We start from the raw sequence: 24,441 nt of genomic DNA, 5'->3' as shown, positions 1-24,441 counted from the left end.
GTGCGGGATTCTTTCAGGGCTGGCGCTGCTCGGCCTTTTGGGTTGGGTTCTCGCAAAAATTCAGGAGACGATGAACTACAATCTCACCATGTGCGGACCTCATCTCGCGCGGTTCCCTTCGATGGGTCTTGCCGCTACAGACCTGAAGGCGATTCACACGAGGCGGCCGATCCGGAATGTCCACTTGGCGAGACGAAAAGAACCAGAAGGCGCGATCCCGACTCGAAAAGCGCCTCTCGGCGCTTTTTCCACCCTGTGTTCTCTCCCACGCCCTCCGGCAGCCGCTGATCCCGCCAACCCAGCGCCGGGCTGTGGAGTCGTACTGGCGGCACCGGCCGCTCCTGGCAGACCGGCTGGCGCGGGCGCTCGCCGCGAAAAGCGGACAGCCCACAGGATGGCAATGGCGACTGGGGTCCGACAAGGAGACGGGTCTGCCGCTCTCCTTCCGCACGCCGCCGGCGCCCTACCGGGAGGCCGCCTTCACCCGCGGACCGGGGCATTGCTGCGTCTGCGGCCAGCCGGTTTATCGGCTGGGCTGGCATTGCGACCTCTGGGACGACGGCAAGCCGAACCGGAATGCCACTTGGCATGCGGCCTGCGTCGTGGCTTGGCAACTCTGGACCGCTCCACCTGACCATCTGCGGGCGCTGAAGCTGCGCCAGAAGCGGAAATGCGTCACCACGGGCCGTCGCCTGCTCAAGACCGCCGAGGTGGACCACCGGGTTCCGCTCTTCGCCGTCTGGTCCGAGCACCGCTCACGGCCATGGCCCGAGCTGCTCGCCTTCTGGGGCGCACCCAATCTCCAGGTGATCAACAAGAAGGCGCATCTGGAGAAATGCGCCGACGAAGCTGCCGGGCGGGCCAAACTCCGCGTCGCCACATTAGGCCTGATAGAGAACGCATTAGGCCTGATAGAGAACAGTGTAGAGTAACCAGGACCCTAAGAGATCTAGGCATCTACCTGCAAACCTTTGACGAAGGTCTCCTTCTGTGAAGGGTTTCGGATGCCGGCCATCGCGACGTAGGCACATGCACTGGGGCCGGCGTCCGGAAGCCTCCAGGGAAGATGCTATGGGACCGGCGGCGAGGATATCATATCCATCGGCGCTGAGATGAACCGATGGAGTGTCTCCCATGCAGAAGCTGAACGACCTGAGCCGGTCCCTCGCTCCCCTCGAACCGGACAGCACACTGATCTGCGTGATCGAACTGAGCCTGAAGAGCTGGCTCGTCGCCGGCATCGTGCCTGGCGTCGAGCGCCAGCCGTTGAAGAAGCTCGCGATCGACGAGGACGCCTTGCTGAAGCTGCTGCATCGATGGCGAGACGAAGCAGAGAAGGCGGGCCGCAGGATCAAGCGCATCGCTGTCGCCTTCGAGGCTGGCCGGGACGGCTTCTGGCTGGCGCGCTGGCTCAGGGCGCGCGACATCGAGGCCCATGTCATTCACGGATCGAGCGTCGCCGTATCGCGTGAACACCGCCGCGCTAAGACCGACCGACTGGACACCGAGCTGCTCAAACGCGCCTTTCTCGGCTGGCTGCGTGGCGAGCGCGATCACTGCAAGATGGTCGCAATCCCGACCATCAGGGAGGAAGATGCCAAGCGGCCCAACCGCGAGCGCCTCGTGCGAGAGCAGAGCCGGATCATCAACCGCATGAAAGCCACGTTGATCCGGCTCGGCATCCGCAGCTTCAATCCCAAGCTGAAGAAGGCCGCCGAACGCCTTGAAGGACTGCTCACCCCCGAGGGCGAGGCGATCCCGCCCAATACCTTGGCTGAGCTCCGTCGCGACATCGAACGCCGGCGGCTCGTGCGCGAGCAGATCCGCCAGATCGAGGATGCCCGCCTGGACCGTCTCGAGCAAGCACCCTGCGACGGGCCCCATGCCATGGTGCGCCTGTTGGGGCGCATCATGGGGGTTGGCATTGAGACGGCCGACATGCTGGTGCAAGAGGTGCTGGCGCGGCACTTGCGCGACCGACGAGCCGTCGCGCGTTATGGGGGCCTCACAGGCTCGCCCGATGAGAGCGGCACAAGACGTCGGGAGAAAGGGCTGGCCCGTTCTGGTAACGCTCGCGTTCGGCGCGGCATGATCCAATTGGCCTGGCGCTTTCTCATCTTCCAGAAGAACAGCGCCTTGGCACAATGGTTTCGAGCCCGCACCGAGAACGCTCGCGGCACGCGCAAGACCATGATTGTGGCTCTGGCGCGCAAGCTCCTGGTCGCCCTGTGGCGGTTCGTGCGAGAGGGAATTGTGCCTGACGGCGTCGTTCTGCGCCCTGCACAATGATCGGAGGACGCTCAAAATCCCCAGCAATTTCAGCCCGGTCCGTCCTCTTGTGACGGTTCGCCGCTGACGGTTCGAGGTGGCGGGATCCCGATGTGGTTCCTTGGCTTTCATGCCGAAGGGAAGAATGGGTCCGCTGCTTTGGAGCTTCGCCGCCGATGCGCATGACTGCATCATGGTTCGGGGTCATTGGACCCACCGAATACAAGGCTGTGGCGCGATGACTCGGCGCCCGTGGCATGGCTCCGCTCTATCCTCGGTCGGTTTGACACGGCTGATCCCGTCGCGGGCAGATCGGCTGGGAATGCTCCGCATTCCGGTCCTGGACGCTTGGCCAAGGAGCAAGAAAGAGAGGCAGACCACGTCGCTCTTGACAACAAACGTCCCATACAAGGAACCTGCGGAACAGTTGGGCGCCGCGCGTGGTGCGCTCATCTATGGGGATTTGGGCGCTTTGGATCGGGGACTGGATCGGCGTCGACGCGTCCAAGCCAGCGGAGTGGCGGCGATGAGCCGGAGCGGGGCATCATCGCCGTGGCCGAGTTGGCGCGACGGTGACCATTGATGCTCCATTCGCGGGGTATACGCCTCATTCGGCCGAGTGCCCGGGTGGCTGGCGCAGGACCAACGGCGGTGACGAACAGCAGGGCGGCAGCGTCGTGGGGCCATCGGTTTCATGAGGTGTCGACCCGGATCACAGCACTCGGGGACGATGGCCGGTGTATTGGCGAAGACCCGCGCGCGAACCGCTCGATGATGATCATGCGCCCGCCGCAGCAGGGACAGGGCTGCGTCAGGCATGGTGGAGCTGTGGCGCCAGTCGGGTCTGCGGTCACCGTTGCACAGGGCTCACGCGCACCAAGCAGCGCGCGGGCTCGCGTCAGGTTGGCGGCGCGTGAGCCGTGAGCGAAGAGGCCATAATGCCGGATGCGATGAAAGCCGCGCGGGAGCACGTGAAGCAGGAAGCGGCGGATGAACTCGTCGACAGCCAGCGTCATCGTCTTGCAGCGGGCGCGACCCTCAACCCGATAGTCCTTCCAGGTGAACGTCACGCCGCTGTCGTCGGCGCGGATCAGCCGGCTGTTCGAGATCGCAACCCGGTGCGTGTAGCGGGCGAGGTAGGCCAGAACGGCCTCCGGTCCGGCAAACGGCCGCTTGGCATAGACGAACCACCTGATCTTGCGCAGACGAGCCAGGAAAGCTGCGAACGCTTTGGGACCGGTCAGATCCGCGTGGTCGCCGAAGAACCGCAGTTGCCCGGCCGCATAGGCCGTGGCGAGCTTCTCCAGGATCAGCCGCCGGAACAGCTTTGAAAGGATCCGCACGGGCAGGAAGAAGTTCGGCCGGCATGCGATCCATCGCGTGCCGTCAGGGGACAGCCCACCGCCCGGCACGATCATGTGCACGTGCGGGTGATGCGTCATCGCCGAGCCCCAGGTGTGCAGCACGGCGGTGAGGCCGATCCGCGCCCCGAGATGCTTGGGATCGGCCGCGATGGTAAGGGTCGTCTCGGCCGCGGCCTTGAACAGGAGATCGTAGATCACGGCCTTGTTGGGAAAGGCGAGAGCGGCGAGAGCGGCTGGCAGTGTGAACACCACGGGGAAGTAGGGCACGGGCAGCAGTTCGGCTTCGCGCTGTGCGAGCCAGTCCCGGGCCGCCGCGCCCTGGCATTTGGGGCAGTGCCGATTGCGGCAGGAGTTATAGGCGATGGTCGTGTACGTGCAGTCTGCGCAGCGCGCGACGTGCCCGCCGAGAGCCGCCGTGCGGCAGGTCTCGATTGCGCTCATCACCTTGAGCTGGCCGAGGCTCATATGCCCGGCATTGGCGCGGCGCCACGCCGGTCCATGGTCGCGGAAGATGTCCGCGACCTCCGGCCCTGGACGGGCCAAGACGACCTCGCCTTACGCGGGCGGCTGATGCTCCGGTCTCAGCAGGGTAAGCCGATCGAGTGGGCTCATGACGGCGCGGATCGTGGAGGTGGCGACACGGGTGTAGAGCGCAGTGGTCTCGAGTTTGGCATGCCCGAGCAGGACCTGGATCACGCGAATGTCGATGTTCTGTTCCAGCAGATGCGTGGCGAAGCTATGCCTGAGCGTGTGCGGGCTCACGCGCTTGGTGATCCCGGCCTGCTGCGCGGCCGCATGGAAGGCGCGGTTGAGCTGGCGCGTGGTGAGCGGGTTGACCGGGTTCTGGCCGGGAAAGAGCCAGACCAGGGGCCGCGCGATCCGCCACCAGTCGCGCAAGAGTTCGAGCAATTGCGGGGAGAGCATCGCATAGCGATCCTTGCGGCCCTTGCCCTGCTCGATGCGGATGAGCATGCGCTGAGAGTCGATATCGCAGACCTTGAGCGACACGACTTCCGACACCCGCAGCCCAGCGCCATAGGCCGCGCTCAGAGCTGCCTTGTACTTGGGGCCCGGGGCCGCCTCGAGAAGGCGAGCCACTTCCGCCGGGCTCAGGACGAGGGGTACTTTGCGCGGCTCGTGGACCAAGGTGAGACGCCGAGCCAGATCGATCCGATCGAGGGTGACGGTGAAGAAGAAGCGCAGGGCCGCGACCGCCGCGGTGCGGCTCGGTGGGGTCACGCCGCTTTCGGTCAGGTGCAACTGGAACTGCCGCACATCCTCAGGCGAGGCGGTCTCCGGCGAGCGGCCGAGGAAGGCCGCGAAGCGTCTGACCTGGCGGATGTAATCAGTGCAGGTCTTCTCGACGAAATGGCGCACCGTCATGTCATCGATCATGCGCTGGCGCAGCGGGCTGATGGCTGTCTCGGACATCGAAGGCTCCTGTCGTGAGGTGGAGGCACCAAACCCCTCGATCCTCAAGACAGGACCCAGCCCTGTCATCGTGTGCCGTTCAGCGGGTTACCGCCCCCAAGCCATGGCACCGCCCCAGCCGCAGTGCCCTCCCGCGCGAGCGGGTTCGTTCATTGGCACGAGGCGGAAGTAAACCGAATGGCAGCTCTGGAAGGGAACACCGGACGTTCCTGGCGGGCAGCAGAATTCGCGAGTTGGTAGAGTCGAGGTGTGGCGCGGTGGCGGTAGGATCGGCCTATCTGTTTCCGCCGCTTTCGCCTGGCGGTGCCTCACTAGCCGAGCCGTTGCTCCGTTTCCACACCCCGCTCATCGAACCGGACATGCAGATCTCCCGCATCCGGCTCTCGGACAAGACCTCACGCCTTCACCCACGGCACGTCGTGCCCAAGCCGGCTCAGGCGGACGAGCCCGAAGTGCCCGTAAAGATGCGAGAGGGGATAAGCCCCGCCCTTGCGTCGCCTGACCTTATGCTTGGAGCGCAACCACCGGCGCAACCGCACCGCTGTATAGGTGTCGAGCGCCCGGTACGCCGGGTTGACGGTGCCTACTGAGAAGTAGTTCGCCCATCCGCGTAGCGTGCGGTTCAACTTGCCCACCAGCACTGTGGTCTCTTGCCATGTTCCCGCTCGGGCGGTCAGCGCATGGATCTTCTCGACCGCGCGCCGGATGCTCTTCTTCGAGGGCCGTTGCGCCAGGCGGGCCTGGCCGGTTCTCGCCGAATACATCCGTCCGAACGTGTACCCCAGGAAGTCGAACTCGCCTTCCGGCACCTTGCAGATGCGTGTCTTCTCCTCGTTCACCGTCAGCTTCAGCTTGCCCATGATCTCGCGCAGCCGGTGCAAGGCCTCTTCGGCTTTGCCCTTCCTGCACAGGATCACGAGGTCGTCCGCATAGGTCACGATGCGACTGCCGAGGCTGTGCTCCAGCCCGAGCTTCTTCCATCCCAGCACAAACCGGCGCATGTACAGATTGGCCAGCAAGGGTGAGAGGGGTGAGCCCTGCGGGATGCCGCGCCGTTGATCGCGCGCCTCCGTTGTCCGTGTCGTCTGTCCTCGTGTGTCGGTTTCTTCCACGGGGCAGTCCAGCCACCCTCTGATCAGGTGCAGCACGCGCCGATCAACGATGCGGCGCGCCACTGACGTCATCAGCTCGGCATGGGGAATGCTCCCGAAGTAGTCCGCGAGGTCGGCGTCCACGACGTCCGGATGGCCTCGGAACAGCAGCTCTTCCACCTCGATCACCGCCTGCTGGGCATTGCGCCCGGTCCGGTAGGCGTAGAGTTCTGGTGGAAGGTCGGCCTCGAAGATCGGGTCCAGCACCAGCATCGCTGCCGTCATGCAGACCCGATCCCGCACGGTCGAGATGCCCAGCGGCCTGAGTTTGCCGTTGGCCTTCGGGATGAACACGCGTCTGATCGGGTCCGGTCGGTAAGTCTCCTGCCTGAGCGCCAGCGCCAGTTCACCCAGCCACCGCTCGACCCCATACGCCTCGATGTCCGCAAAGTCCTGACCGTCGCCACCCGGTGCGCCCTTATTGGAGCGGCACTGGGCATAGGCATGCGCCAGAATGTCCTCGCGGCTGATCTTGTCGTACAGGGCGTAGAAGCGATAACCGGCTTCTGCCTTCGCTTTCGCGTGCAACGCCGTCTGCAGTTTCTGAACACTCTTCGGAGTTGATAGGTTGCCCAATCTCCAGGTCCCTCACCACGTCGTGCGTCTGTCTTGAACTGAGGCCCCTTTCCTCCACCGGCATTACCCGGCTTCCAAGGTCCTACGAGCCTCTCCGCCACCCCAGGGCGCCCGGTCTGTCCCTCGCGGGCCTCCGGTTGGTCATCCCTGACCACGTCCTGGGGCTTCCCGTGTTGCGTGCGCTTTCCTTGTGTACATGCTGCCGCCACTACCCCGGTGCAGCGCCTGGGCGTACTCCTTGCTCATTCACCCAGCCGTATCAGCCTTCCCCGAAAGGGTTGTCGGGTCGGCCTGCACATCGTCCTTTTCGAGGCTTGCTCAGCGTTCACTCACGTTGCGGCCTGCACACTCGCGCGGTCACCAATTCGTGACCCGCTATCCGAAGGCTTCAGCCATTTCGTTACCTCCATGACTGCTCCGGTTGCTTCCGGCTGGAGCTTTTGCCGGGTGGGACTTGCACCCACTGGAAAGCGCCGCCTTGTCACGGCGCACACCCAACATGGACCTTCGAACGCTATCACTCATGAGATCGTCTGGTGCCGCAGTTCTAGGTCCGAGCACTCCTCGCAAATCTGCCGCCCCGGTACTTCACCGCTTCAGTAGTAATAACCCCCGAACAGGGATCCACCTACAAGCGACACCATCACGAAAAAGCTGATGAGCAGGAACATCGCGAGGATCACGAAGCGCATCAGGCAGCCGCTCAGCGCCGCCCCAACCGGTGGGGCCTCCGGAGCGGTGTAGGTTGCTCCTCGGGACATGCGGCCGGCGCGCGAAGCGGCCCTGAGGATCTCCAGCATTCTTGCCGTACGGATATCGCGTACCGAAGCGCTCTCATCGCTCGCACCTGGATCCGGATCGGGAGATCTCTCCCGTTCTCTGCGGCCCCAGGGTTTGGCACTGGTTCTGGGGGGCATCGGCGGAGGATCGGCGCGCGGCGGTGCAGTGGACGTGATCGTCGTCCGTGGACGAGGCGGAGTGGCAGGCGCAACGGGCCTTGCTGCCGGACGGATCGGATCGCCGAATTTCGCGCCGCATTGCGGACATACGGAGTCATCGAGCCATCGCCCGGGCTTGTGGTTCGTGCAGTAGTAGCGGACCTGCGCCTCGTGACAGGCTTCGCATTCGCCAGGAGTCGTCTTCGAGGTACCGCAGTTCGGGCAACGCAGGATTACGCCGGTCATCGATGAGGTTCCTGGATCGTTTCACTCTCAGGGTTGCCGGGGGTGAGTTCCGGATAGGTCTCGCGGATCATGTCCGCAGGAATGTGCAGCCGATACACCCGGGGGAGCGTCCCTTCGACAAATTGCGCCATGGTGGGAACGCGCTCGTAGGGGCCGAAGCTCTCACGGCTCAATCGGCGGGAGAGGGCCACGGTCGTCAGCACCGGATGAGCCCAATAGGCCGGATAGGCGGCGTATCTCTCCTCCACATGATCGTGGCCGCGCACCATGCGCGTGACGGGGCGTCCTAAACTGGTGCTCAGGACACAGAAGGCGGCGAAGTCCTCATACCCGAACTGGCTCCCCCGCGAAAAGCGGTTCGGGAGCTTCTTGCGGGCTTTCGGATGCGCCCTGGTCCACACGAAGTCCGACAGGCACTTTGGGTCATTCCAATCTCCCGTTTCGGCAAGCCGAGCGTGCAGATCCGCCAGCGGGAAGCCTCCATGAACTATCAGTAGACCGTCGGGAAAGAAGAGCGCACGGGGAGCACGCGCGAACAGACGCACGGCCACCTTGCCGGCCCGCTCGATCCATTCATGCGCGAGATTGGCGTTCAGGAAATCCGCGAAGTCCGACGGGGTCACGCTCGAGGCAAACCGCACGCCGTCATAGGAGAGCGCCTCGTCGTGGTTGCCTGCGATGAGGCACACGCGATCCGGAGCGTCCACGATCAGCTCGAACACGCGGAGAAGAACTTCGAGCCCGAAACCTTCATCATCGAAGAGATCGCCGAGAAACACGATCCGGGACTGGCCCCCGTTGGGTTGCAGCGGCAGATCGCGCATCGCCGCCAGTGCGGCCTCGAGCGCCAAGAGATCGCCATGCAAATCACCGATGATCCACAACGGACTTCCGGTATCCAAGTCAGAGACCTGGATCACCTTGTCGGCGGGATCGGTGCGGTCCTTGTCGAACAACAGGCCGGGTCCGTCGGCTTTATCGAGCAGCGCCTCCATGCACTCCACCGTCGATCGCATATTGGAGCGGATGGAGGACGGGTTGGCCGCATCGCGGACAGCCTGCCAGTCCACGTGTTCCACCTCCACGATCTGCAAGGGGGTTTGCGTCATGACGGCGGTCGGAGCCGCATCCGAAGACAGGCTGCCCATGCTCTGCGGGGGCTCTTCGCTGACTGGTGGAGGTACCGCAGCTTCCGATAACGATTCAGCGCCCACAACGGGAGCATCCGAGGCAAGGGCATCTGGCGGTTGTGCAGGATCCTGTGTCGCAGGTTCATCCTTGGGCACATCCGCCAATGTTGAAGCCGCTTCCCGCTTCTCCGGCTTCTCACCCGGAGGAACGGGCTCAGGCGCTTCAGGTTCGCCAGGCAGGCTCATGTGAGTGCCCGCGCTGTGAGCGGCATCTTGGCAATGCCTTTGGCCTGGCGTCCAACAGCGATCCGATCGCCCTGCCTGAGCGGGCGAGGAGCCGTGAGCGCTGCACCGTTCACGAGAGTTTCGTTGGTTGTGCCCGCCACAGGCGATATTACCCATTGCCGCTCGGAATGCCGTTCGAGGACACATTGGCGATTGTCCCAGAACTCGCTGTCCGGCCCGAACTGCCGCACCAGGGATTTTCCGAGTTCCGTCCTGACTCCGATTTGCAGGGAGCGTCCGTCCGGGCCCAGCAGCTCGATCCTGTCGGACAGGATCAACTCGGCGTCAGGTCGAGGAGCGCTTTCGCCCGCTGTCGTAGCAGAACCTTCTTTGGCGATGGACGACCCTGGGCCGCGCCCGCTCAAAATGGCCCGCAGTTCCGCAGCCGTCGGTCTGGCGGCGGGGTCCGGTGCAAGGCAGCGGTGCAGGAAGGAGCTGACCTCGGCATTGCTCGCCGGCGCCGGCATCACCCCGGCAAGCGTCGGAGGTTTGGCCGCATAGCTCTGCACGAGCTTTGCATACTCCGCCTGGTCCTCGACCCAGTAGGGATGGTAGCCGGCGAGCAGCTCGTAGAGCATTAGCCCACAGGTAAAGACATCGGAGGCAAGGCCGGGCACAGCCCCCCGCGTCATATGCTCGGGCGAGCGATAGTTATCGGTGCCGACATATCCTTGATGGCCGTGCCAGGGCGCACGCCGGTCAGCCAGGAGCGAGAAGTCCATGTCGATCAGCTTGAGCTGGTAGCCGGAGCTGATCGTCGGGTCCTGGATCAGATACGCATTCGCCGGCTTCAGATCGGCATGGACAATCTTGGATTCGTGCAGCGCCGCCATTCCGGTCATGAAGACCTTGGCCCAGGTGACGTGACGGGCCCAGACGGCGGGGTTGTTGGTGGCGGGCACCTTGGTGCGGCGATGCTGCTCCCGCTCCTCATCGAGCATTTGCTGGAGGTCGGCGCCGTTCTCGACGAACTCGAAGGCCTGGAAGTAGCAGGGTCCGCCCCAGACCTCTTCGAACGCATCCACCTGGCGCACCGCGAACTGAGCCGCCCGCCCATTCCGGACGCGGGCTCCGAGCTCGTTCTGGTAGGCAACGAATGCCTTGTACCAAACAACGCTAGGAGCAGGTGACTTGTACTGCTTCAGAAAGACCTTCTCTCCTGTCGGGGCCCCAGCTCCATAGGAGATCGCCATCATGCCTGGTCCGAAGACCTTCGTGACGCGGTAGTGCCGGATCCGATCCCCGACTTTCAGCTTCTTGGCCATGGCTTGCGCTCAGCGTGCCAGAGGCGGAGCGTCTACAGCGCCACAGTCGCTGCCGAGCGCGAGACGCTGGCGGCCAGTTGCTTCAGGGTGTTGCGGAAATTGACTGGATCGGACGTAAATTTCTGCAATGCTTCCTGCGGGTTCAATCCTTCGTACTCCACGACCTCCCATTCCGACTTGTCGATCTGGCTCAGGCGATCATAGCCCTCGAAGTTCGGGGCGAAGAGGCTGAGGATGATCCGATTGGCCATGACAAGGTTTGCCACATCCTGGAGCGAGCCTCCCTTCGCCTCGGGAAGGCTCATGGTTTCCTTGAACGACGCATCGGTGAAGACGATGACAACCCGTGCCGCATCGCTCCTGTAACGCCATTTTGCCGGATCTTCGCTTTGTGAACCCTTTGGAACCGCCTCCATGGAAGCAACCTTGTAGAGGGCATCGAGAAGCGACTCCGGTTCATCGCCGCCACCGTTCGCCTGCAAGGTGCCAAGCTGCGCCTTGAGTGCTCCGGCGTCGCGCACGAAGGGGTTGTCGACGATCCAGGGCAGCCCCTCGGCTTGGGCAGCTTCGATGTCACGATATCCGACGACCTTGCCGCGCCAGTCCCGGACAGGAGCGGCGTTGTTGGCATCGCCCCGGCTCAGGGAGTCGATGAATGCCTCAATGTTTCGGCGGAGCGCATCGATGCAGGGCGACATGCTGCCACTGACGTCAACGAGGAATACGATATCGGCCACACCCTTGGTCTTCGGTCGCTCCTGAACGCTCGGCGGAGTGGCGACTTCAGCGGGCGCATTTTCTCCTGGAGCTGTCTCCGTCGAGACATCCGGTGTGAATCCAGCCGCTTCCGTGGGTGTTCCGAGCGCTGCTTCCGTCGAACCTGTCGTCTCCGTTGAACGCGGGTTCCCAGGCGTCACCGGAGTCGGTTGGTCGGAATGCTCCATATCACTCATGCGTCAGCTCCAGTTAGCGTAACCTTGGTCTCGGTTCGATGAACCGAGCTATCCAACAACAGGGCGGCCAGACCGAAGTTCCCGGCTGCGCACAGGGCGCTCAGAGATGGAAGCCTGCCCAGGTGAGCCGCAGGCTTTTTCGAAGAAGGTAAGTTGTTGGGTGAGCCAATGTTACGAATGTCGCCTTCTAGCACGCGCCGGTCGTTTGTCTTGTGGCTGCTTGAGCCTCACATCCGGACCTTGTCTCGTAGCGAGCGTAGGCTGTGAGGCGGCTCGTCGGGAGCCGCCTCAGGCAGTTAGATTTCAACCTGCTCCGCAATCAGAAGGGCATCGTCGACATCGATGCCCAGGTACCGCACGGTACTCTCGATCTTGGTGTGGCCCAGCAGGAGCTGGACGGCGCGGAGATTGCCTGTTCGTCGATAAATCATCGAAGCTTTGGTCCGTCGCAGGGAATGTGGGCCGTAGGACAAGGGATCGAGCCCGATTGAGCGAAGCCAGGACCCAAGTAGGCGGGCGTACTGGCGCGTTGTCATCGACCTTCGCCGATTGATACGGCTGGGAAAGAGTGGCTCTCCTTTGTGCAACTCCATCTTCTCGAGCCAGCGTCCCACAGCCTCGCGGGTCTGCTCGGTGATCTCGAACTGAACGGGCCGGCCGGTCTTTCTCTGCATGATAGTGGCTCGGGATCGCACCCGTCCATTCAGGGCTACATCATCGACCCGGAGCGCGACCAGGTCACAGGCTCGCAGCTTGCTGTCGAGAGCGAGGTTGAACAGAGCCAAATCTCGGATGCGGTTGGCAACCTGGAGCCTGACCCGAATGGACCAGATCTCCTTGGCTTTCAGAGGCGGCTTGGGTCCAATCAGCTTGCCCCGGTTCCAAGGGGAGTTGGTTCGCCAAGGACGGTCAGCGATCCTGTCTTGCATTGCAGTGCTCCTGAAGCGAAACCCCCGCAATGAACCTTGGCAGTCTATGCCGACAGGAAAGCCAGACTGAGCATTCCTCCAAAGGTCTTCGTCAGCTTACCAGGGTAGGCCGGACGTCCCTTACTTTGCGCCGATCTCCTGCTCGTGACCCAGAGCAGTCCTTCCGCAGCGACCTCGTTCGGCGAAGCCGAGCTGAGCCAGGCACCTTGGTATCGGCGCATCTACCTCTGCTTTGACAGAATGAAATCCAGCACCGGTCGACTGACGGTGTCATCCTCTGTATTGAAGGAACTCCCAGCCGACCCGTGATTGTGAGCCTTCATCCATAGGAGGTCAGGGCAGGTATTCTGGGCTCTGCAAAGGGCACCAAACATTTCACCAGCCTGGATCTGCATCTGAGGTGGGTCGAGTTCCGCATAGGCGAGCAGGATTGGTGGCAAGGGAGCTTTTAGGCTCAGGACGATCGACATTGCTCCCAAGCGCTCGGGGTCAGTTCCGAAGTAGGCATCGTTTCGCGGGTCCGGTGTTGGAAGGCCAAGTTGCTTCTTGGCCCGAAACTCAAGATCGGCATCGTACACACCAGACAGGAGCACCGCACCTGCTATTCCCAACCCGTCTGCTGGCCTAAACCGGGGCATGGTCACGGCGCTCGCTACATGGGCAGCACCCGCGGACTCGCCCATCAGAAAGGTCCGGCTCGGGTCAATTCCCAAAGCATCCGCATTGGCTTTGACCCAGTTCAAGGCGGCGACAACGTCCTCAGGGCCCGCAGGCCATGGGTTCTTGGGAGCGAGCCGATAGCTGCTCAGGATTGCCACTACGCCATTGCGGGCAAGGAAGTATCCGATGTTGGAACGCTCCGCCTTATCGCCGCGGATAAAGCCACCGCCATGAAAGAAGATGACGGCCGGGCGCCTCTCGGATGAGGCCTGTTCAGGCTTGTAGGTATCGAGCTTGTGGCGCTCGTCAGGACCGTATGCGATGTCATTCGTGCGGGTGACATTTGCGGTCGGCTGCCGTGCCAGAAGCGGTTCGTAGAGCTTGTTTACCGCCGGCACGTTCACGACAGGGCCGAGAGCGCGGATCTGCGCCGCGATCTCGGGTGATGGCCCTGATGAGGCCTGCTGAGCATGGGCTTGGCCTGCGAGCGCCAAGACTGCCAGACACAATGCAATCACGGGCACTTTCGACGGTGACATATCTTGTCCTTGGCTAGTTGAGCTCTCAAAGGGGAAAGTCGCTCGGGTCTATGCCGTCACTATGAGCGTCCTGAGAGAGGACAGTTGAACTGCCCTCTGCTAGAGCATGACGCTGGTCATTGTGGCTCGATACCGAGCTCCCGAATGACCTTGCCGGTCGAGGCAAGCTCCGCTTCCAGGAACTTCTTGGCTCCGTCAGGCGTCACAGCCTCGCCCGGATCGACCTCGAAGCCCAGAGTTGGAGCCCGCTCCTGAACATCAGGCTCCTTCAGGACCCGGGCGATCTCCGAACTCAGTTTCTGAACGATGTCAGTGGGCGTGTTGGCCGGAGCCAAGACCATGAACCAGCCTTGGAGATCGACGCTCTTCAAGGTTTCGGAAATGGCAGGCACTTCGGGGAGCGAGGAGATGCGCTTGGTTCCAGCAACTGCGATCGGCCGGAGAGAGCCTTCCTTGATGAAGGGTTCGACCACGGATGCCGATTGGATCGTGACCTGGGTGCGGCCCGTGATGCTGTCCTGCACCGCGTTTGAGATGGTGTTGTAGGGCACGAGCACGAACTTGGTGCCAGCCTGCTTGTTGATCGATTGCGCAATCAGCCCCGAGATATTCCGCGGGCCATCAACCGCAAGGCTCAATGAACCGGGGGCAGCCTTCTCGAGCGCAATCAGCTCGGGGAGAGTCTTGGCCTTCACATCCTTATTCACCAGGAGCACATGATGGCTTTTCGCCACCATGGCGACCGGCGTGAAATCCTTGACCGGATCGTACGAGAGGTTCTTGAAGGTATAGGGATTGGTGACCAGCGAGGCCGAGGTCGCGAACAGGAACGTGTAACCGTCAGGTGCAGCACGCGCGACCGATTGTGTGCCGACGACGTTCGCGGCGCCAGGACGGTTCTCGACAACGAACTGCTGTCCAAAGCTACGAGAGAGCTTGTCGGCGATGATGCGGCAAAGAACGTCGGGGCTGTTTCCCGCGGCCTGAGGCACAACGACGGTCACTGGCCGCTGCGGCCAGGACTCGGCATGGGCTGTGGCCGTGGCCAGGAGCGCTACGCCCGCCAGAAGAACTCGCCGGGTGAAGGTGGTCATGTTTTTCCTCCTTGGAAATTGGCATGCGGTGAATTGATGGAATCGGCGCCTTCCTCGGACACCTTTATTTGAGCAGAGGTGCGGAAGCCCGGCGGATGCGGCCAGGCTTCGGTGGCGACAGGTCAGGCCTCGTCAGCGATGCCGTTTCGTAAAATACCTAAGCGGTCGATCTCGACCTCGACGGTGTCACCCGGTTTGAGCCACAGGGGAGGGGTCCGCTTCGCCCCCACGCCACCGGGAGTGCCGGTCGCAATCACATCGCCGGGCTCAAGCCTGGTGAAGGATGAGCAGTACTCGATGATGCGCGGGATATCGAAGATCATCTGCTCGAAGGTGGCATCCTGCACAACCTGGCCGTTCACCCGCGTCTGGATCCTGAGCGGTCCCAACTCGCCCAGTTCATCGGGCGTCATCATCCACGGCCCGAACGCACCGGTATCAGGGAAGTTCTTGCCCGGCGTGAACTGGTGGGTATGGCGCTGGAAGTCCCGCACACTGCCATCGTTGTAGCAGGCGTAGCCCGCAATGTGGCCCCACGCGTCTGCCTTGGAGATGTAGCGTCCGGCCTTGCCGATGATGATGGCGAGTTCGCCTTCAAAGTCGAGCTCGCGCGAAACACGCGGACGAACGATGTTGGCCAGATGACCCGTTTGGCTGTTGGCAAATCGGGTAAAGATCGTGGGGTTGTCCACTTCGGCGCGGCCGGTCTCCTTGCGGTGCATCTCGTAATTCAATCCGACGCACAGGATCTTGTCGGGATTGGGAATGACCGGGAGCCATTCGATTCCGGAGAGCGGGTACCGCTTGGCATCTCCCCCTCTTCCGGCGGCCTCTTGGAGGGCACTGGCAGCGATCGCCGACTTCAGATCCGGACAGCGATCCCGAAGAGTTGCCCCAAGATCAATGGCTTCGTCACCATCGATCAATCCCCAGGTAGTGGTCCGGTTGGCTTTGAATGTTGCGAACTTCATGAGGCGGTCCTTGCGTGAAGAGAAACAGGGGGCTGGTCGGAATACGGGCTTCCCGCTGCCGTGGGCCGAAGACGGGCTTGAAGATCCGCCATTAGCTCTGAGAGGGATTCCTCGTCGGACGCCGTGCCAAAGACGTAGTGATCGGGCCGGACGATGGCGGCATGGCATTGGTGTGCATCGAACCATCGGGCGAGTACGCCATCCAGCTCAATGGCGGAATCATGCGCATTACGGTCTGCGCCGGAGGAAGCATCGCTTGAAAAGCTAACCTTGATGACATGCAAGCCGAGATCTTCAGCTTTCTTCCATATAGATTGGGAGGTATGCGGCGAATGTCGGCCGTCGATGATCAGGCGCCAGCCAGCTCCAACCACAGCATCGAGCAGGTTGCGGCCAGCCTCAGTTCGCACCCAGGGCTGCGGGAACAGTGTGCCAATAGCCTTGCTGTCTTGCGACGACAGCAATCCCTTCTGCAAAGGCGGCACGATCTCCTGACGCGTGATCGTCTGGGGCTGTCCGCCACCCTCGGCAAGAATGCGTGCATCGCGCTCGCGCGCTGCTTCGGGATCGCGTTCGCAGATCACCTTGCCAATAGCCTTGATCCGGGTCGTGAGATGGCGAACATGCTCGCTGCGCTCCTCCTCGTAGGTGTCGAGGAGAGCATCGCCAGACTGGCCTTTGAGAACCCGGTCAAGCTTCCAGATCAGGTTTGAGACGTCACGCAGGCCCTGGCACATGCCCTGGCCGATGAAGGGCGGCTGCTGATGCGCGGCGTCACCGGCAAGGAAGATCCGACCACGCCGCCACTCCCGCGCGACAAGGGCATGGAAGCGATAGCTTGCTGCCCGCCACAGGGTGGCATCATTTGGAGTGAGCCATTTCGAGAGAAGCTTCCAAACCTGTTCAGGCTGCTGCGCCTCGCGGGGATCCTCATCTGGCAACAGCATGATCTCCCAGCGGCGGTGATTGCCGGGGCCGATGATGAACGTGGTCGGGCGTGCGGGATCGCAGTACTGGGCGGCCGTCTGCGGCAGCTTGCCGAGGGCCTCCCCGTTCACAAGGACGTCGACCACGAGCCAGGGCTCGTCGAACACCAGATCCTCAAGGACGATCCCGAGCTGCTCGCGAACACCGCTGGACGCGCCGTCGCAGGCGATCACGTAGCCCGCCGTCACGGTCCGCGTCCGGCCATCATCGCTGCGCAGGTTGAGCGTGACGCCTGTCTCAAACTGCTCCAAGTTCAGCAGTTCCGTGCCGAGAGAGATTTCGACGCATCCGTAGGAGGCTGCATGGTCACGCAGAGCCTCCTCAACAGGCGGCTGCGTAAACACCATGCTGGGGGTGTAGCCAAGCGGGTAGGGCTCCGGGACCATGTCGATGCGCCGGATCAACTGGCCCTCGGCCCCGAAGTGCTGCGAGGCCGGGAATGGGGCCACGTGGGGCAGGACGCGTTCAGCTACGCCGAGATTGTCGAAGAGACGAAGGATCTCATGATCGATGGCAATAGCACGCGGCTTGTCATAGACGGTCCGGAGACGGTCAATCGTCAAGGTGCGGATGCCATTGCTCCCGAGCAGGCTCGTTGCAACGGCGCCGGCCGGACCAAAGCCAACCACGACAACCTGATAGTCATTGGGGCTCTTGTTGCTCAAAGGGGTCACGCTGGAACTCCGGCCTGGTGGAGTGTGGATCTCATTGTGCGTTTTGCGACGGCGCGTCGGCCGTATAGGTGATCGCGGTCTGAGCCGCCTTCACATGTTCGGCTTTCGGCGGAGCAATGCCCCACTGATCGGTGCGGCCGGGCGGCCAGACCCATTCGTCAGGGCCACGAACCCTGTACGTATCGTCGACCCGAAGGACTTCGGCCGTGTACTCGATCACGAAACCAACAGGATCGATGAAGTAGGCGAAGACGTTGTCGCCCGGCCCGTGGCGTCCGACCCCCCACGCAATGGAATAGCCGGCATCGCTCATGCGGCCGGAGGCGCGCATTACGGATTCCCAATCCGGGACGAGAAAGGCGATGTGATTGAGGCCATTGACCTTGGCCTCCGCCAACACGACGGCATGATGATCGCTGTTGCAGCGCACGAAAGCCATCATCTTGGAGCGGTCGGTGAGGCGAAAGCCGAGAGCCTTCTCATAGAACGCCGCTTCCGCATCCACGTCGGTGCTGTTGAGATTGACATGGGCGAGCCGGAACGGCCGGTCGGCCACTTCCGCACCGGTCTCATGCTGCCGGTCGCCATGAACGAAGCGCAAAATCCCGCCCTGCGGCTCGCGGATCGTCAGGATCGTGCCGCCGTCGGGGCCCTCGTTCGGGCAGGGGCCGGACAGGACCCGCGCTCCGTGCTGAACGACGTTGTTGGCGATCATCACGAGATCGTCGGCCGACGCGGCTCGGAAGGTCACCGAGAGGATCTCGGGCCTGCCGCTGCTGTGGAGCGCGAGGACGTGGTGATCCGTCCCGCTCGCGCGAAGGTAGACAGCTTCTTCATTCCTGGCGACCACGTCGAGTCCCCAGATCGATGTATAGAAGTGCTCCGACAGCGCCAGATCCGGCGTGCCAATGTCGACGCTGCGCAAAGCAGTCACGGGAAAGCGCGTCATTGCGGAATGTTTCCTGGAAGACTGCATGTTACGGATTTCGGCATCGGGCGTTGTTCTCTCCTGCCGCGATTAGCCCCCTTAGATCGGCGCTCTCGGCTACAGATTCAGATCTGACAGGGACTATCAATACAAATTTTTCTCCTTGCAAGACAAATTTATAAATTTTTGCTTTTGGGTGAACATTAGTATAAACATGCAGCATGGAGATGGGCCCTCTTGTGATCGGCCCGGCAGGGACAAGAGCATGAGCAGAGTGTCGTCGGTCCGGCTTGTGGCGTCCCCACCTTCCACGCAGACCGCTAACCTGTACGACAGGCTGCGGGAAGATCTGCTGTCGGGGCACCTTAAGCCTGGGCGGAAGCTCCAGATGCGGTTCCTGATGGATGCCTACCAAGCCGGCCAGACCCCGCTTCGGGAGGCTCTCAACCGGCTCACGGCCGAGGGGCTGGTGGAGTCGCGGGAGCAGCGCGGCTTCTATGTCAGGGGTATCAGCCAGGCGGAACTTGCAGAGCTGACCCAGACACGATGCTGGGTCGAAAGCTTGGCGTTGCGCAAGGCCATGGTAGCCGCGACCCCCGAATGGGAGGAAGGCCTCATCGTGGCCCATCACAGGCTCAGCCGAGCTCCGCGGTCTCTCAGCGCCGAGCGGTTCGAGGACAATCCGGAGTGGGAGCGGCTCCATCGGACATTCCATCGAACCCTGATCAGTCAGTGCGGATCGAGGTCCTTGGTTGGATTTTGCGATCAACTCGCAGACCAGCTCTACCGCTACAGGCGATTGTCGATCAGGAAAGCCTTCCCAACCCGGCATGTGGCCGATGAGCATCAAGCCATTCTCAGTGCGGTTCTCAGTGGGGATGCCGATAAAGCAGCGGACCTCCTGAGCTCCCACTTCGCAGCGACCGCAGAGGTTCTCCTGAAGGACGAATCTGTCTTTCCCGGCGCGCCTGCCGAACAGAACGCGGACATCGATGACGCTGAGACCTGATGCATCGCGAGGGTTGCGCAGTCAGATCTGACTGCCGTCGAGATGCCCCTTGCCTTCATATGCTCGAAGGTCTCGATTTGGCACGCCTGAGACCTGAGCGCAAAGGCAGCAATCCTCATCGAACCGGACGTTCCGAAAGCGCAGGGAATCTCGGTTCCTGACCCAGAGCTGACTCTAGAGCAACGGCAGTTCTGACGGAGTCGTTGGGGCTATGCGGCGTGGCGGCTTCGTGATTCACTCCTCTCACCCTTCTTTCTGGGAGGAGATGAGCGATGACCAAGTCCTACTCGCTGGATCTGCGCCGCCGGGTAGCGCGCTTTGTTGAGGCCGGGCATTCCTGCCATGAAGCCGCCCGCCACTTCGAGGTCTCGGTCGCGTTCGTGGTGCGGCTGATGGCGGCGTATCGGGCCACCGGCAGCCTGGCCGCCAAGCCGGAGGGCGGCTGGCGCTACTCCAAGCTCGACCCGCACCGGGAGTTCCTGCTCCAGCGTGTCGCCGAGAAGGGCGACATCACCATGCCCCAACTGGCCGCCGAACTCCTGGCCCGCGGCACCAAGGTCACGCCCGCTTCGATCTCGCACTGGTTCCGCCGCCAAGGCTACCGCTTCAAAAAAAACGCTGTGGGCCAGCGAACAAGAACGCTCCGACGTGCGTCAGGCCCGCGAGCACTGGCACACCAAGCGCCAGCCGCGCATGCGCCACGAGCCGCAGCGGCTCGTGTTTCTCGATGAGACCGGCACCTCGACCAAGATGACGCGCCTGCGCGGCCGCTGCCTCAAAGGGCAGCGTCTGCATGCCAAGGCGCCGTTCGGCCACTGGTTGACCCAGACCTTTGTGGCGGGGCTGCGCTACTGTGGTCTGACGGCCCCTTGGGTGATCGACGGCCCGATGACCCGGCAGATCTTCGAGACTTATGTGGAGACCCAGCTTGCTCCGAGGCTGTCCACGGGCGACGTGGTGATCCTTGACAACCTGCCGGTGCACAAGAGTGAGAGGGCGGCGGACTGCCTGAAGCAACGCGGCGCCTGGTTTCTGTTCCTGCCGCCGTACAGTCCGGATTTGAACCCAATTGAGCAACTCTTCGCCAAGATCAAGGCGCACCTGCGCAAAGCCGAAGCCCGCACCTTTGACGCGCTCTGGCGGACCATTGGGGACATCTGCGATGGGATCGAGGCCGAGGAATGCCGAAACTACTTCACCAACGCAGGTTATGGATTCGTCTGAACCGCCGTTGCTCTAGCTGTTCCAACATAGTTCTCGTCTGCCATGGTTCCGTAAATGGGCTTATCGGAAGTTCGCGTGTAGAACCCCGTTAGAAAGGTCACTCCTCTCCCCGTTACAAATGTCACTCTCCCTGGGTGATGGTGCTGGGGAGATTGGGTCTGATGACGGTGATCGGGATGAGCCGGCCGGAGATCGATCGGGTTCACATTCTGCGGGACGTCGTGGCGGAGCGAATTACGGTGCGCGAAGCTGCCCAACTGCTGCGGATCACACGGCGCCAAGTGTTCCGATTACTCAAGGCCTATCAGACCGGTGGTCCCACGGCCTTGGTGTCGCGCCGGCGCGGCAAGCCCAGCAACCGCTCCTACCCGGCGGCGCTGCGGACCGAGGTGCTGGCGCTGATCACAGCCAACTATGCCGATTTCGGCCCGACGCTCGCCTGCGAGAAGCTCGCCGAGCGGCACGGCATCGATCTGGGTGTCGAGACGATCCGGCGCTGGATGATCGCGGCGGGTCTCTGGCAGGAGCGCCGGCAGAAGCTCAAAGGGGTGCACCAGCCGCGCTATCGGCGCGACTGCGTCGGCGAACTCGTCCAGATCGACGGCTCCGAGCACTACTGGTTCGAGGATCGCGGCCCACCCTGCACGCTTCTGGTCTACATTGACGATGCCACCAGCCGGCTGATGCACCTGAAGTTCGTCGAGACCGAGTCGACCTTTGATTATTTCCGATCGACCCGGGAGTACCTGGAGGCCTACGGCAAGCCGGTGGCGTTCTACTCCGACAAGCATGCCGTCTTCCGCGTCAACGGCAAAGGAGCGGTGGGCGGTGACGGCATGACCCAGTTCGGGCGAGCCCTGCATCAGCTCAACATCGACATCATCTGCGCCAACTCGCCCCAAGCCAAAGGCCGCGTCGAGCGCGCCAACGGCACCTTGCAGGACCGCCTGGTCAAGGAGATGCGACTGGCTGGGATCTCGACCCTTGAGGCGGGCAATGCCTTCCTGCCGGCATTCATGGCGGACTTCAACCGCCGCTTTGCCAAGGCGCCCTACAGCGACAAGGACCTGCATCGCCCGCTCAGCGAGGACGATGAGCTGGATGACGTGTTCGCCTGGCGGGAGGAGCGGACGGTCTCGCGCAATCTGACCCTGCAGTACGACCAGGTGCTGTTCATCCTCGAGCCGAACGCGATCACGCTGTCCCTCGCCCGCCAGCGGGTGACCGTCTACGACTATCCGGATGGGCGCTTTGCCATCAAGCACAAGGGCCTGGAGCTGCCCTACAGGCCCTTTGACCGACGCCAGCAGGTGGATCAGGCGGCGGTCGTCGAGAACAAGCGGCTGGGTCCGGTTCTGGCCTACATTGCCGAGCGGCAGAAGGAGCTCGACATGAGCCGGAGCAACAGCGCCCCGCGGCGGCGCGGCCAAGGCAAGAGCCTGTTCAAGGTGGGTTGAGCTCTCAGCAGTCACTCCCCGGAGGTGACATCTCTAATGAGGACAATCAGCGACTTGTCTAACGAGTTCTGACATCGCGCGGGCGATTTCTCTCCCGCGTAATACAGATGTGTCTCAGCACACATCCCGGACAGATTCGCAGTTCCCTACGGGAGCGAAGAGGCGTTTAATGATGGTGGTCGCTCCTCGTGTGAGTGGACTTCCCGACGCCGCAGCGTGGGTAGTGTCGCCCCGCCGCGCCGATAGCCTTCTCACCCCACGAGCGATTTGACGCTCTGGTTGGTTGCCCGTCTATCGGGGGAATACCGGTTGGAATCCCGAAACGGGAAAAACGCGGGTCCCAGAGCGGTGCCTGCGAGGGAGGAGATCTCCATGGCTGACCACCCCACCATTTCGACTGAATCCGATCTGGCATCGCCGGCCCTGCCGCACACCGCGGTCACTCGCCGCTCGCTGCTCGGCGGGGCAAGCATCGCGGTTGGCGTCGCCGTGCTTGCGTCTCCGCCGAGCATGCCCGGAATCGCCCCGGCCGCGGCGCAGCCTGTGAGCGCGGACCCGCGACCGCTCGATGCGGTGTTCAAGCGCCGCGCCTTCGAAGTCCGAGAGGTCTGCGCGAGCAACACCGAGAAAATTCCCATCGCACCCCATCCGACGAATGGCGATGAGGCGCGCTACCCCAACAAGATCGGTTCCGATTCACGGGGCCTGCCGCACGACAAACGCGGCGAAGTGGAGCAAGCGGCATGGCAGGCCCTCTATACCGCTTGCCAGTCGGGCGATTCCGCTGATTTCGAGAAAATCCCGCTTGGCGGCACTCGCAAACTGGTCAACCCCATAGGCACACTGGCCGTTAGTCTTAGCGGCATAAATCCTACTCAGATTGCGATACCGCCGGCACCAGCCCTTGCAAGTGCGGAGCGCGGCGGCGAGGCGGTCGAGGTATATTGGCAATCCCTGCTTCGTGATGTTCCGCTTAACGAATTGCGCGACGACACCTCCAATCGCGACGTGCTTGCGGCAACCGAAGAACTCAACAAGCTTGCCGATTTCCGGGGGCCGAAGTCTGGTGGGCGGGTTACGCCCGGGACGCTGTTCCGTGCCAATGTGCTTTATTTCGACCCGGCTGACCCGAAGGGCCGCTCCGTCACGCCTCCAGGCGTTTTGGACGGCCCGCTGATCTCGCAATTCCTGCTCCGGGACGTGCCCTATGCCGCACAGTGGATGAGTGCTCAAATCCGCACCGCGGTGCCCGCCAACGAATTCCTGACCGAATACGAGGATTGGCTGGCGATCCAGAACGGCGCCGCACCGAAACGCCAGTTGCAGTTCGACGCGACACCGCGATACATAACGACAGGAAGAGATCTCGCGGAGTACATCCACAGTGGTCCTGCCCTCGGGTGGGCGGCAGCACTGATCCTTGCGACCCCCAGTGGCGGGACGGACCAACACTACTCCGGAATGTATCCGCCGGCAGAGGCCGTGTCCTACCCATCGAACCCGTATCGGAAATCGAAAACCCAAACCCCTGCGGGTGCCACCTTCGGGTTGGGCTATGTGCAGGCACTACTCGCCACGGGGATCAGTAACTCCGTCCGCGCGTCCTACTGGCAGAAGTATTTCGTGCACCGGGCTGTGCGACCAGAAGCCTACGGCGGTCTGGCGCACCATCGCCTCGCCAATGGCGTGAGCGACTACCCGTTGCATGATAACTTCCTGAAATCGGAAGCCCTCAATCGCAGTAAAGCCAAATACGGCACCTATCTTTTGTCACAAACTTATCCAGAGGCCGCGCCCCTCCACTCTACCTATCCCGGCGGTGCCACGAGCGTTGGTGCCGTCACGGCTACCATATTGAAGGCGTTTTTCGACGAGAGCCGCGTCATCGCCAACCCGGTACAGCCTGATCCGGTTGACCCGACGAGGCTCGTACCCTATAGCGGCCCGCCGCTCACGGTTGGTGGAGAGTTGAACAAGCTCGCGGTGAATTTCGGGTTCGGACGGAATTGGGCGGGCATCCACTGGCGTTCTGACGCTTCCGCCTCAATGGCGCTCGGCGAGGAAGTGGCTATCGGCATGCTGCGGGACGAGCGCATGACCCTGCGCGAACCCTTCGACGGCTTCTCCTTTACGCGCTTCGACGGCAGCCGCGTGACAATCTGACCTGACCTTTGTCACTGGGCACTTTGGCGTGAGACAGGCGATCTAACCATTTCAGTGACTTAGCTTGGGTGCTGAGACGAAAGTTTGGGCACTTAACCTGAGATTCTCGTTGGCTTTGGGCAGTTAACGTGAGATTCCGGCTCTCAAACGTTGGACGGAAGAGACCGGCAGTCGGTTCTTCAACGCCGAATTGCTTCGT

General features: G+C 62.5%; 19 protein-coding genes. 6 read left to right on the top strand and 13 right to left on the bottom strand.

Annotated features, from left to right (window positions below; translation table 11 throughout):
- Nucleotides 1-176 precede the first annotated feature (176 nt).
- A complete protein-coding gene (locus BB934_RS34350; protein ID WP_099514231.1) occupies nucleotides 177-932 on the top strand; it encodes a hypothetical protein in 756 nt (251 codons plus the stop codon).
- Nucleotides 933-1,134: 202 nt separating this feature from the next.
- Entirely contained in the window at nucleotides 1,135-2,289 is a 1,155-nt protein-coding gene (locus BB934_RS34345) for an IS110 family RNA-guided transposase (protein WP_099513419.1), read from the top strand.
- Between the two features lie 671 nt (nucleotides 2,290-2,960).
- Here the strand turns inward: BB934_RS34345 and BB934_RS34340 are convergent.
- The 13 genes from BB934_RS34340 to BB934_RS34275 form a co-directional block, all read right to left on the bottom strand.
- Nucleotides 2,961-4,175: an IS91 family transposase gene (locus tag BB934_RS34340; RefSeq protein ID WP_099513577.1), complete on the bottom strand. Its 1,215-nt coding sequence runs from the start codon at nucleotides 4,173-4,175 to the stop codon at nucleotides 2,961-2,963.
- A 12-nt stretch (nucleotides 4,176-4,187) separates the two neighbouring features.
- A complete protein-coding gene (locus tag BB934_RS34335; protein WP_099509486.1) occupies nucleotides 4,188-5,063 on the bottom strand; it encodes a tyrosine-type recombinase/integrase in 876 nt (291 codons plus the stop codon).
- A 395-nt stretch (nucleotides 5,064-5,458) separates the two neighbouring features.
- Entirely contained in the window at nucleotides 5,459-6,742 is a 1,284-nt protein-coding gene (gene ltrA / locus BB934_RS34330; protein WP_237050430.1) for a group II intron reverse transcriptase/maturase, read from the bottom strand.
- 644 nt (nucleotides 6,743-7,386) lie between these two features.
- Nucleotides 7,387-7,974 carry an ion transporter gene (locus tag BB934_RS47745; protein ID WP_157934493.1) on the bottom strand — a complete coding sequence of 196 codons (588 nt, stop codon included), beginning with the start codon at nucleotides 7,972-7,974 and terminating at the stop codon, nucleotides 7,387-7,389.
- Entirely contained in the window at nucleotides 7,971-9,122 is a 1,152-nt protein-coding gene (locus BB934_RS34315; protein ID WP_157934492.1) for a metallophosphoesterase, read from the bottom strand. Before BB934_RS34315 ends, BB934_RS47745 begins: the two co-directional genes overlap by 4 nt.
- Before the next feature lie 224 nt (nucleotides 9,123-9,346).
- A complete protein-coding gene (locus tag BB934_RS34310; RefSeq protein WP_099514228.1) occupies nucleotides 9,347-10,654 on the bottom strand; it encodes a protein kinase domain-containing protein in 1,308 nt (435 codons plus the stop codon).
- Nucleotides 10,655-10,686: 32 nt separating this feature from the next.
- Nucleotides 10,687-11,607 carry a vWA domain-containing protein gene (locus BB934_RS34305; protein WP_099514227.1) on the bottom strand — a complete coding sequence of 307 codons (921 nt, stop codon included), beginning with the start codon at nucleotides 11,605-11,607 and terminating at the stop codon, nucleotides 10,687-10,689.
- A gap of 296 nt (nucleotides 11,608-11,903) precedes the next feature.
- Nucleotides 11,904-12,536: a tyrosine-type recombinase/integrase gene (locus BB934_RS34300; protein WP_099514226.1), complete on the bottom strand. Its 633-nt coding sequence runs from the start codon at nucleotides 12,534-12,536 to the stop codon at nucleotides 11,904-11,906.
- A gap of 221 nt (nucleotides 12,537-12,757) precedes the next feature.
- On the bottom strand, nucleotides 12,758-13,735 hold the full coding sequence (locus BB934_RS34295) for an alpha/beta hydrolase (RefSeq protein WP_099514225.1): 978 nt from the start codon (nucleotides 13,733-13,735) through the stop codon (nucleotides 12,758-12,760).
- Nucleotides 13,736-13,851: 116 nt separating this feature from the next.
- Nucleotides 13,852-14,829, bottom strand: coding sequence for a Bug family tripartite tricarboxylate transporter substrate binding protein (locus BB934_RS34290; RefSeq protein ID WP_099514224.1), 978 nt, complete (start codon nucleotides 14,827-14,829; stop codon nucleotides 13,852-13,854).
- A gap of 122 nt (nucleotides 14,830-14,951) precedes the next feature.
- Complete coding sequence (locus BB934_RS34285) at nucleotides 14,952-15,800, bottom strand: fumarylacetoacetate hydrolase family protein (protein ID WP_099514223.1); 849 nt, start codon at nucleotides 15,798-15,800, stop codon at nucleotides 14,952-14,954.
- A complete protein-coding gene (gene mhpA, locus BB934_RS34280) occupies nucleotides 15,797-17,452 on the bottom strand; it encodes a bifunctional 3-(3-hydroxy-phenyl)propionate/3-hydroxycinnamic acid hydroxylase MhpA (protein WP_099514335.1) in 1,656 nt (551 codons plus the stop codon). The genes BB934_RS34285 and mhpA overlap by 4 nt, the downstream gene beginning before the upstream one ends.
- A 40-nt stretch (nucleotides 17,453-17,492) precedes the next feature.
- Nucleotides 17,493-18,410, bottom strand: a complete 918-nt coding sequence (locus BB934_RS34275; RefSeq protein WP_099514222.1) for a VOC family protein — start codon at nucleotides 18,408-18,410, stop codon at nucleotides 17,493-17,495.
- A gap of 244 nt (nucleotides 18,411-18,654) precedes the next feature.
- Here BB934_RS34275 and BB934_RS34270 point away from each other — a divergent pair, with 244 nt between their 5' ends.
- The 4 genes from BB934_RS34270 to BB934_RS34255 all read left to right on the top strand — a co-directional run bounded on the left by BB934_RS34270 (nucleotide 18,655) and on the right by BB934_RS34255 (nucleotide 24,242).
- Complete coding sequence (locus BB934_RS34270; protein WP_099514221.1) at nucleotides 18,655-19,398, top strand: GntR family transcriptional regulator; 744 nt, start codon at nucleotides 18,655-18,657, stop codon at nucleotides 19,396-19,398.
- A gap of 272 nt (nucleotides 19,399-19,670) precedes the next feature.
- Nucleotides 19,671-20,622, top strand: a protein-coding gene (locus tag BB934_RS34265; protein ID WP_418294775.1) for an IS630 family transposase whose coding sequence is annotated in 2 segments (ribosomal slippage) — nucleotides 19,671-20,006 and nucleotides 20,008-20,622 — 951 coding nt in all. Because the reading frame shifts where the segments join, the coding sequence is not laid out codon by codon here.
- Nucleotides 20,623-20,783: 161 nt separating this feature from the next.
- Nucleotides 20,784-22,079: an ISNCY family transposase gene (locus BB934_RS34260; protein WP_099513308.1), complete on the top strand. Its 1,296-nt coding sequence runs from the start codon at nucleotides 20,784-20,786 to the stop codon at nucleotides 22,077-22,079.
- Nucleotides 22,080-22,451: 372 nt separating this feature from the next.
- Nucleotides 22,452-24,242, top strand: coding sequence for a vanadium-dependent haloperoxidase (locus BB934_RS34255; protein ID WP_099514219.1), 1,791 nt, complete (start codon nucleotides 22,452-22,454; stop codon nucleotides 24,240-24,242).
- Nucleotides 24,243-24,441 lie beyond the last annotated feature (199 nt).

It is taken from the genome of Microvirga ossetica, assembly GCF_002741015.1.
In the GTDB taxonomy this organism is placed as follows: domain Bacteria; phylum Pseudomonadota; class Alphaproteobacteria; order Rhizobiales; family Beijerinckiaceae; genus Microvirga; species Microvirga ossetica.
Note: the sequence above shows the minus strand (reverse complement) of the source record. Positions and strands in the feature narration are given on the sequence as shown.

Coding starts and splice junctions, on each gene's coding strand:
- BB934_RS34255 (WP_099514219.1), top strand. CDS start 22,452: ATGGCTGACCACCCCACCATTTCGACTGAATCCGATCTGGCATCGCCG.
- BB934_RS34300 (WP_099514226.1), bottom strand. CDS start 12,536: ATGCAAGACAGGATCGCTGACCGTCCTTGGCGAACCAACTCCCCTTGG.
- BB934_RS34260 (WP_099513308.1), top strand. CDS start 20,784: ATGACGGTGATCGGGATGAGCCGGCCGGAGATCGATCGGGTTCACATT.
- BB934_RS34310 (WP_099514228.1), bottom strand. CDS start 10,654: ATGGCCAAGAAGCTGAAAGTCGGGGATCGGATCCGGCACTACCGCGTC.
- BB934_RS34305 (WP_099514227.1), bottom strand. CDS start 11,607: ATGAGTGATATGGAGCATTCCGACCAACCGACTCCGGTGACGCCTGGG.
- BB934_RS34270 (WP_099514221.1), top strand. CDS start 18,655: ATGAGCAGAGTGTCGTCGGTCCGGCTTGTGGCGTCCCCACCTTCCACG.
- BB934_RS34295 (WP_099514225.1), bottom strand. CDS start 13,735: ATGTCACCGTCGAAAGTGCCCGTGATTGCATTGTGTCTGGCAGTCTTG.
- BB934_RS34285 (WP_099514223.1), bottom strand. CDS start 15,800: ATGAAGTTCGCAACATTCAAAGCCAACCGGACCACTACCTGGGGATTG.
- BB934_RS34335 (WP_099509486.1), bottom strand. CDS start 5,063: ATGTCCGAGACAGCCATCAGCCCGCTGCGCCAGCGCATGATCGATGAC.
- BB934_RS34275 (WP_099514222.1), bottom strand. CDS start 18,410: ATGACGCGCTTTCCCGTGACTGCTTTGCGCAGCGTCGACATTGGCACG.
- BB934_RS34345 (WP_099513419.1), top strand. CDS start 1,135: ATGCAGAAGCTGAACGACCTGAGCCGGTCCCTCGCTCCCCTCGAACCG.
- BB934_RS34290 (WP_099514224.1), bottom strand. CDS start 14,829: ATGACCACCTTCACCCGGCGAGTTCTTCTGGCGGGCGTAGCGCTCCTG.
- BB934_RS34350 (WP_099514231.1), top strand. CDS start 177: ATGTCCACTTGGCGAGACGAAAAGAACCAGAAGGCGCGATCCCGACTC.
- BB934_RS34315 (WP_157934492.1), bottom strand. CDS start 9,122: ATGGGCAGCCTGTCTTCGGATGCGGCTCCGACCGCCGTCATGACGCAA.
- BB934_RS47745 (WP_157934493.1), bottom strand. CDS start 7,974: ATGACCGGCGTAATCCTGCGTTGCCCGAACTGCGGTACCTCGAAGACG.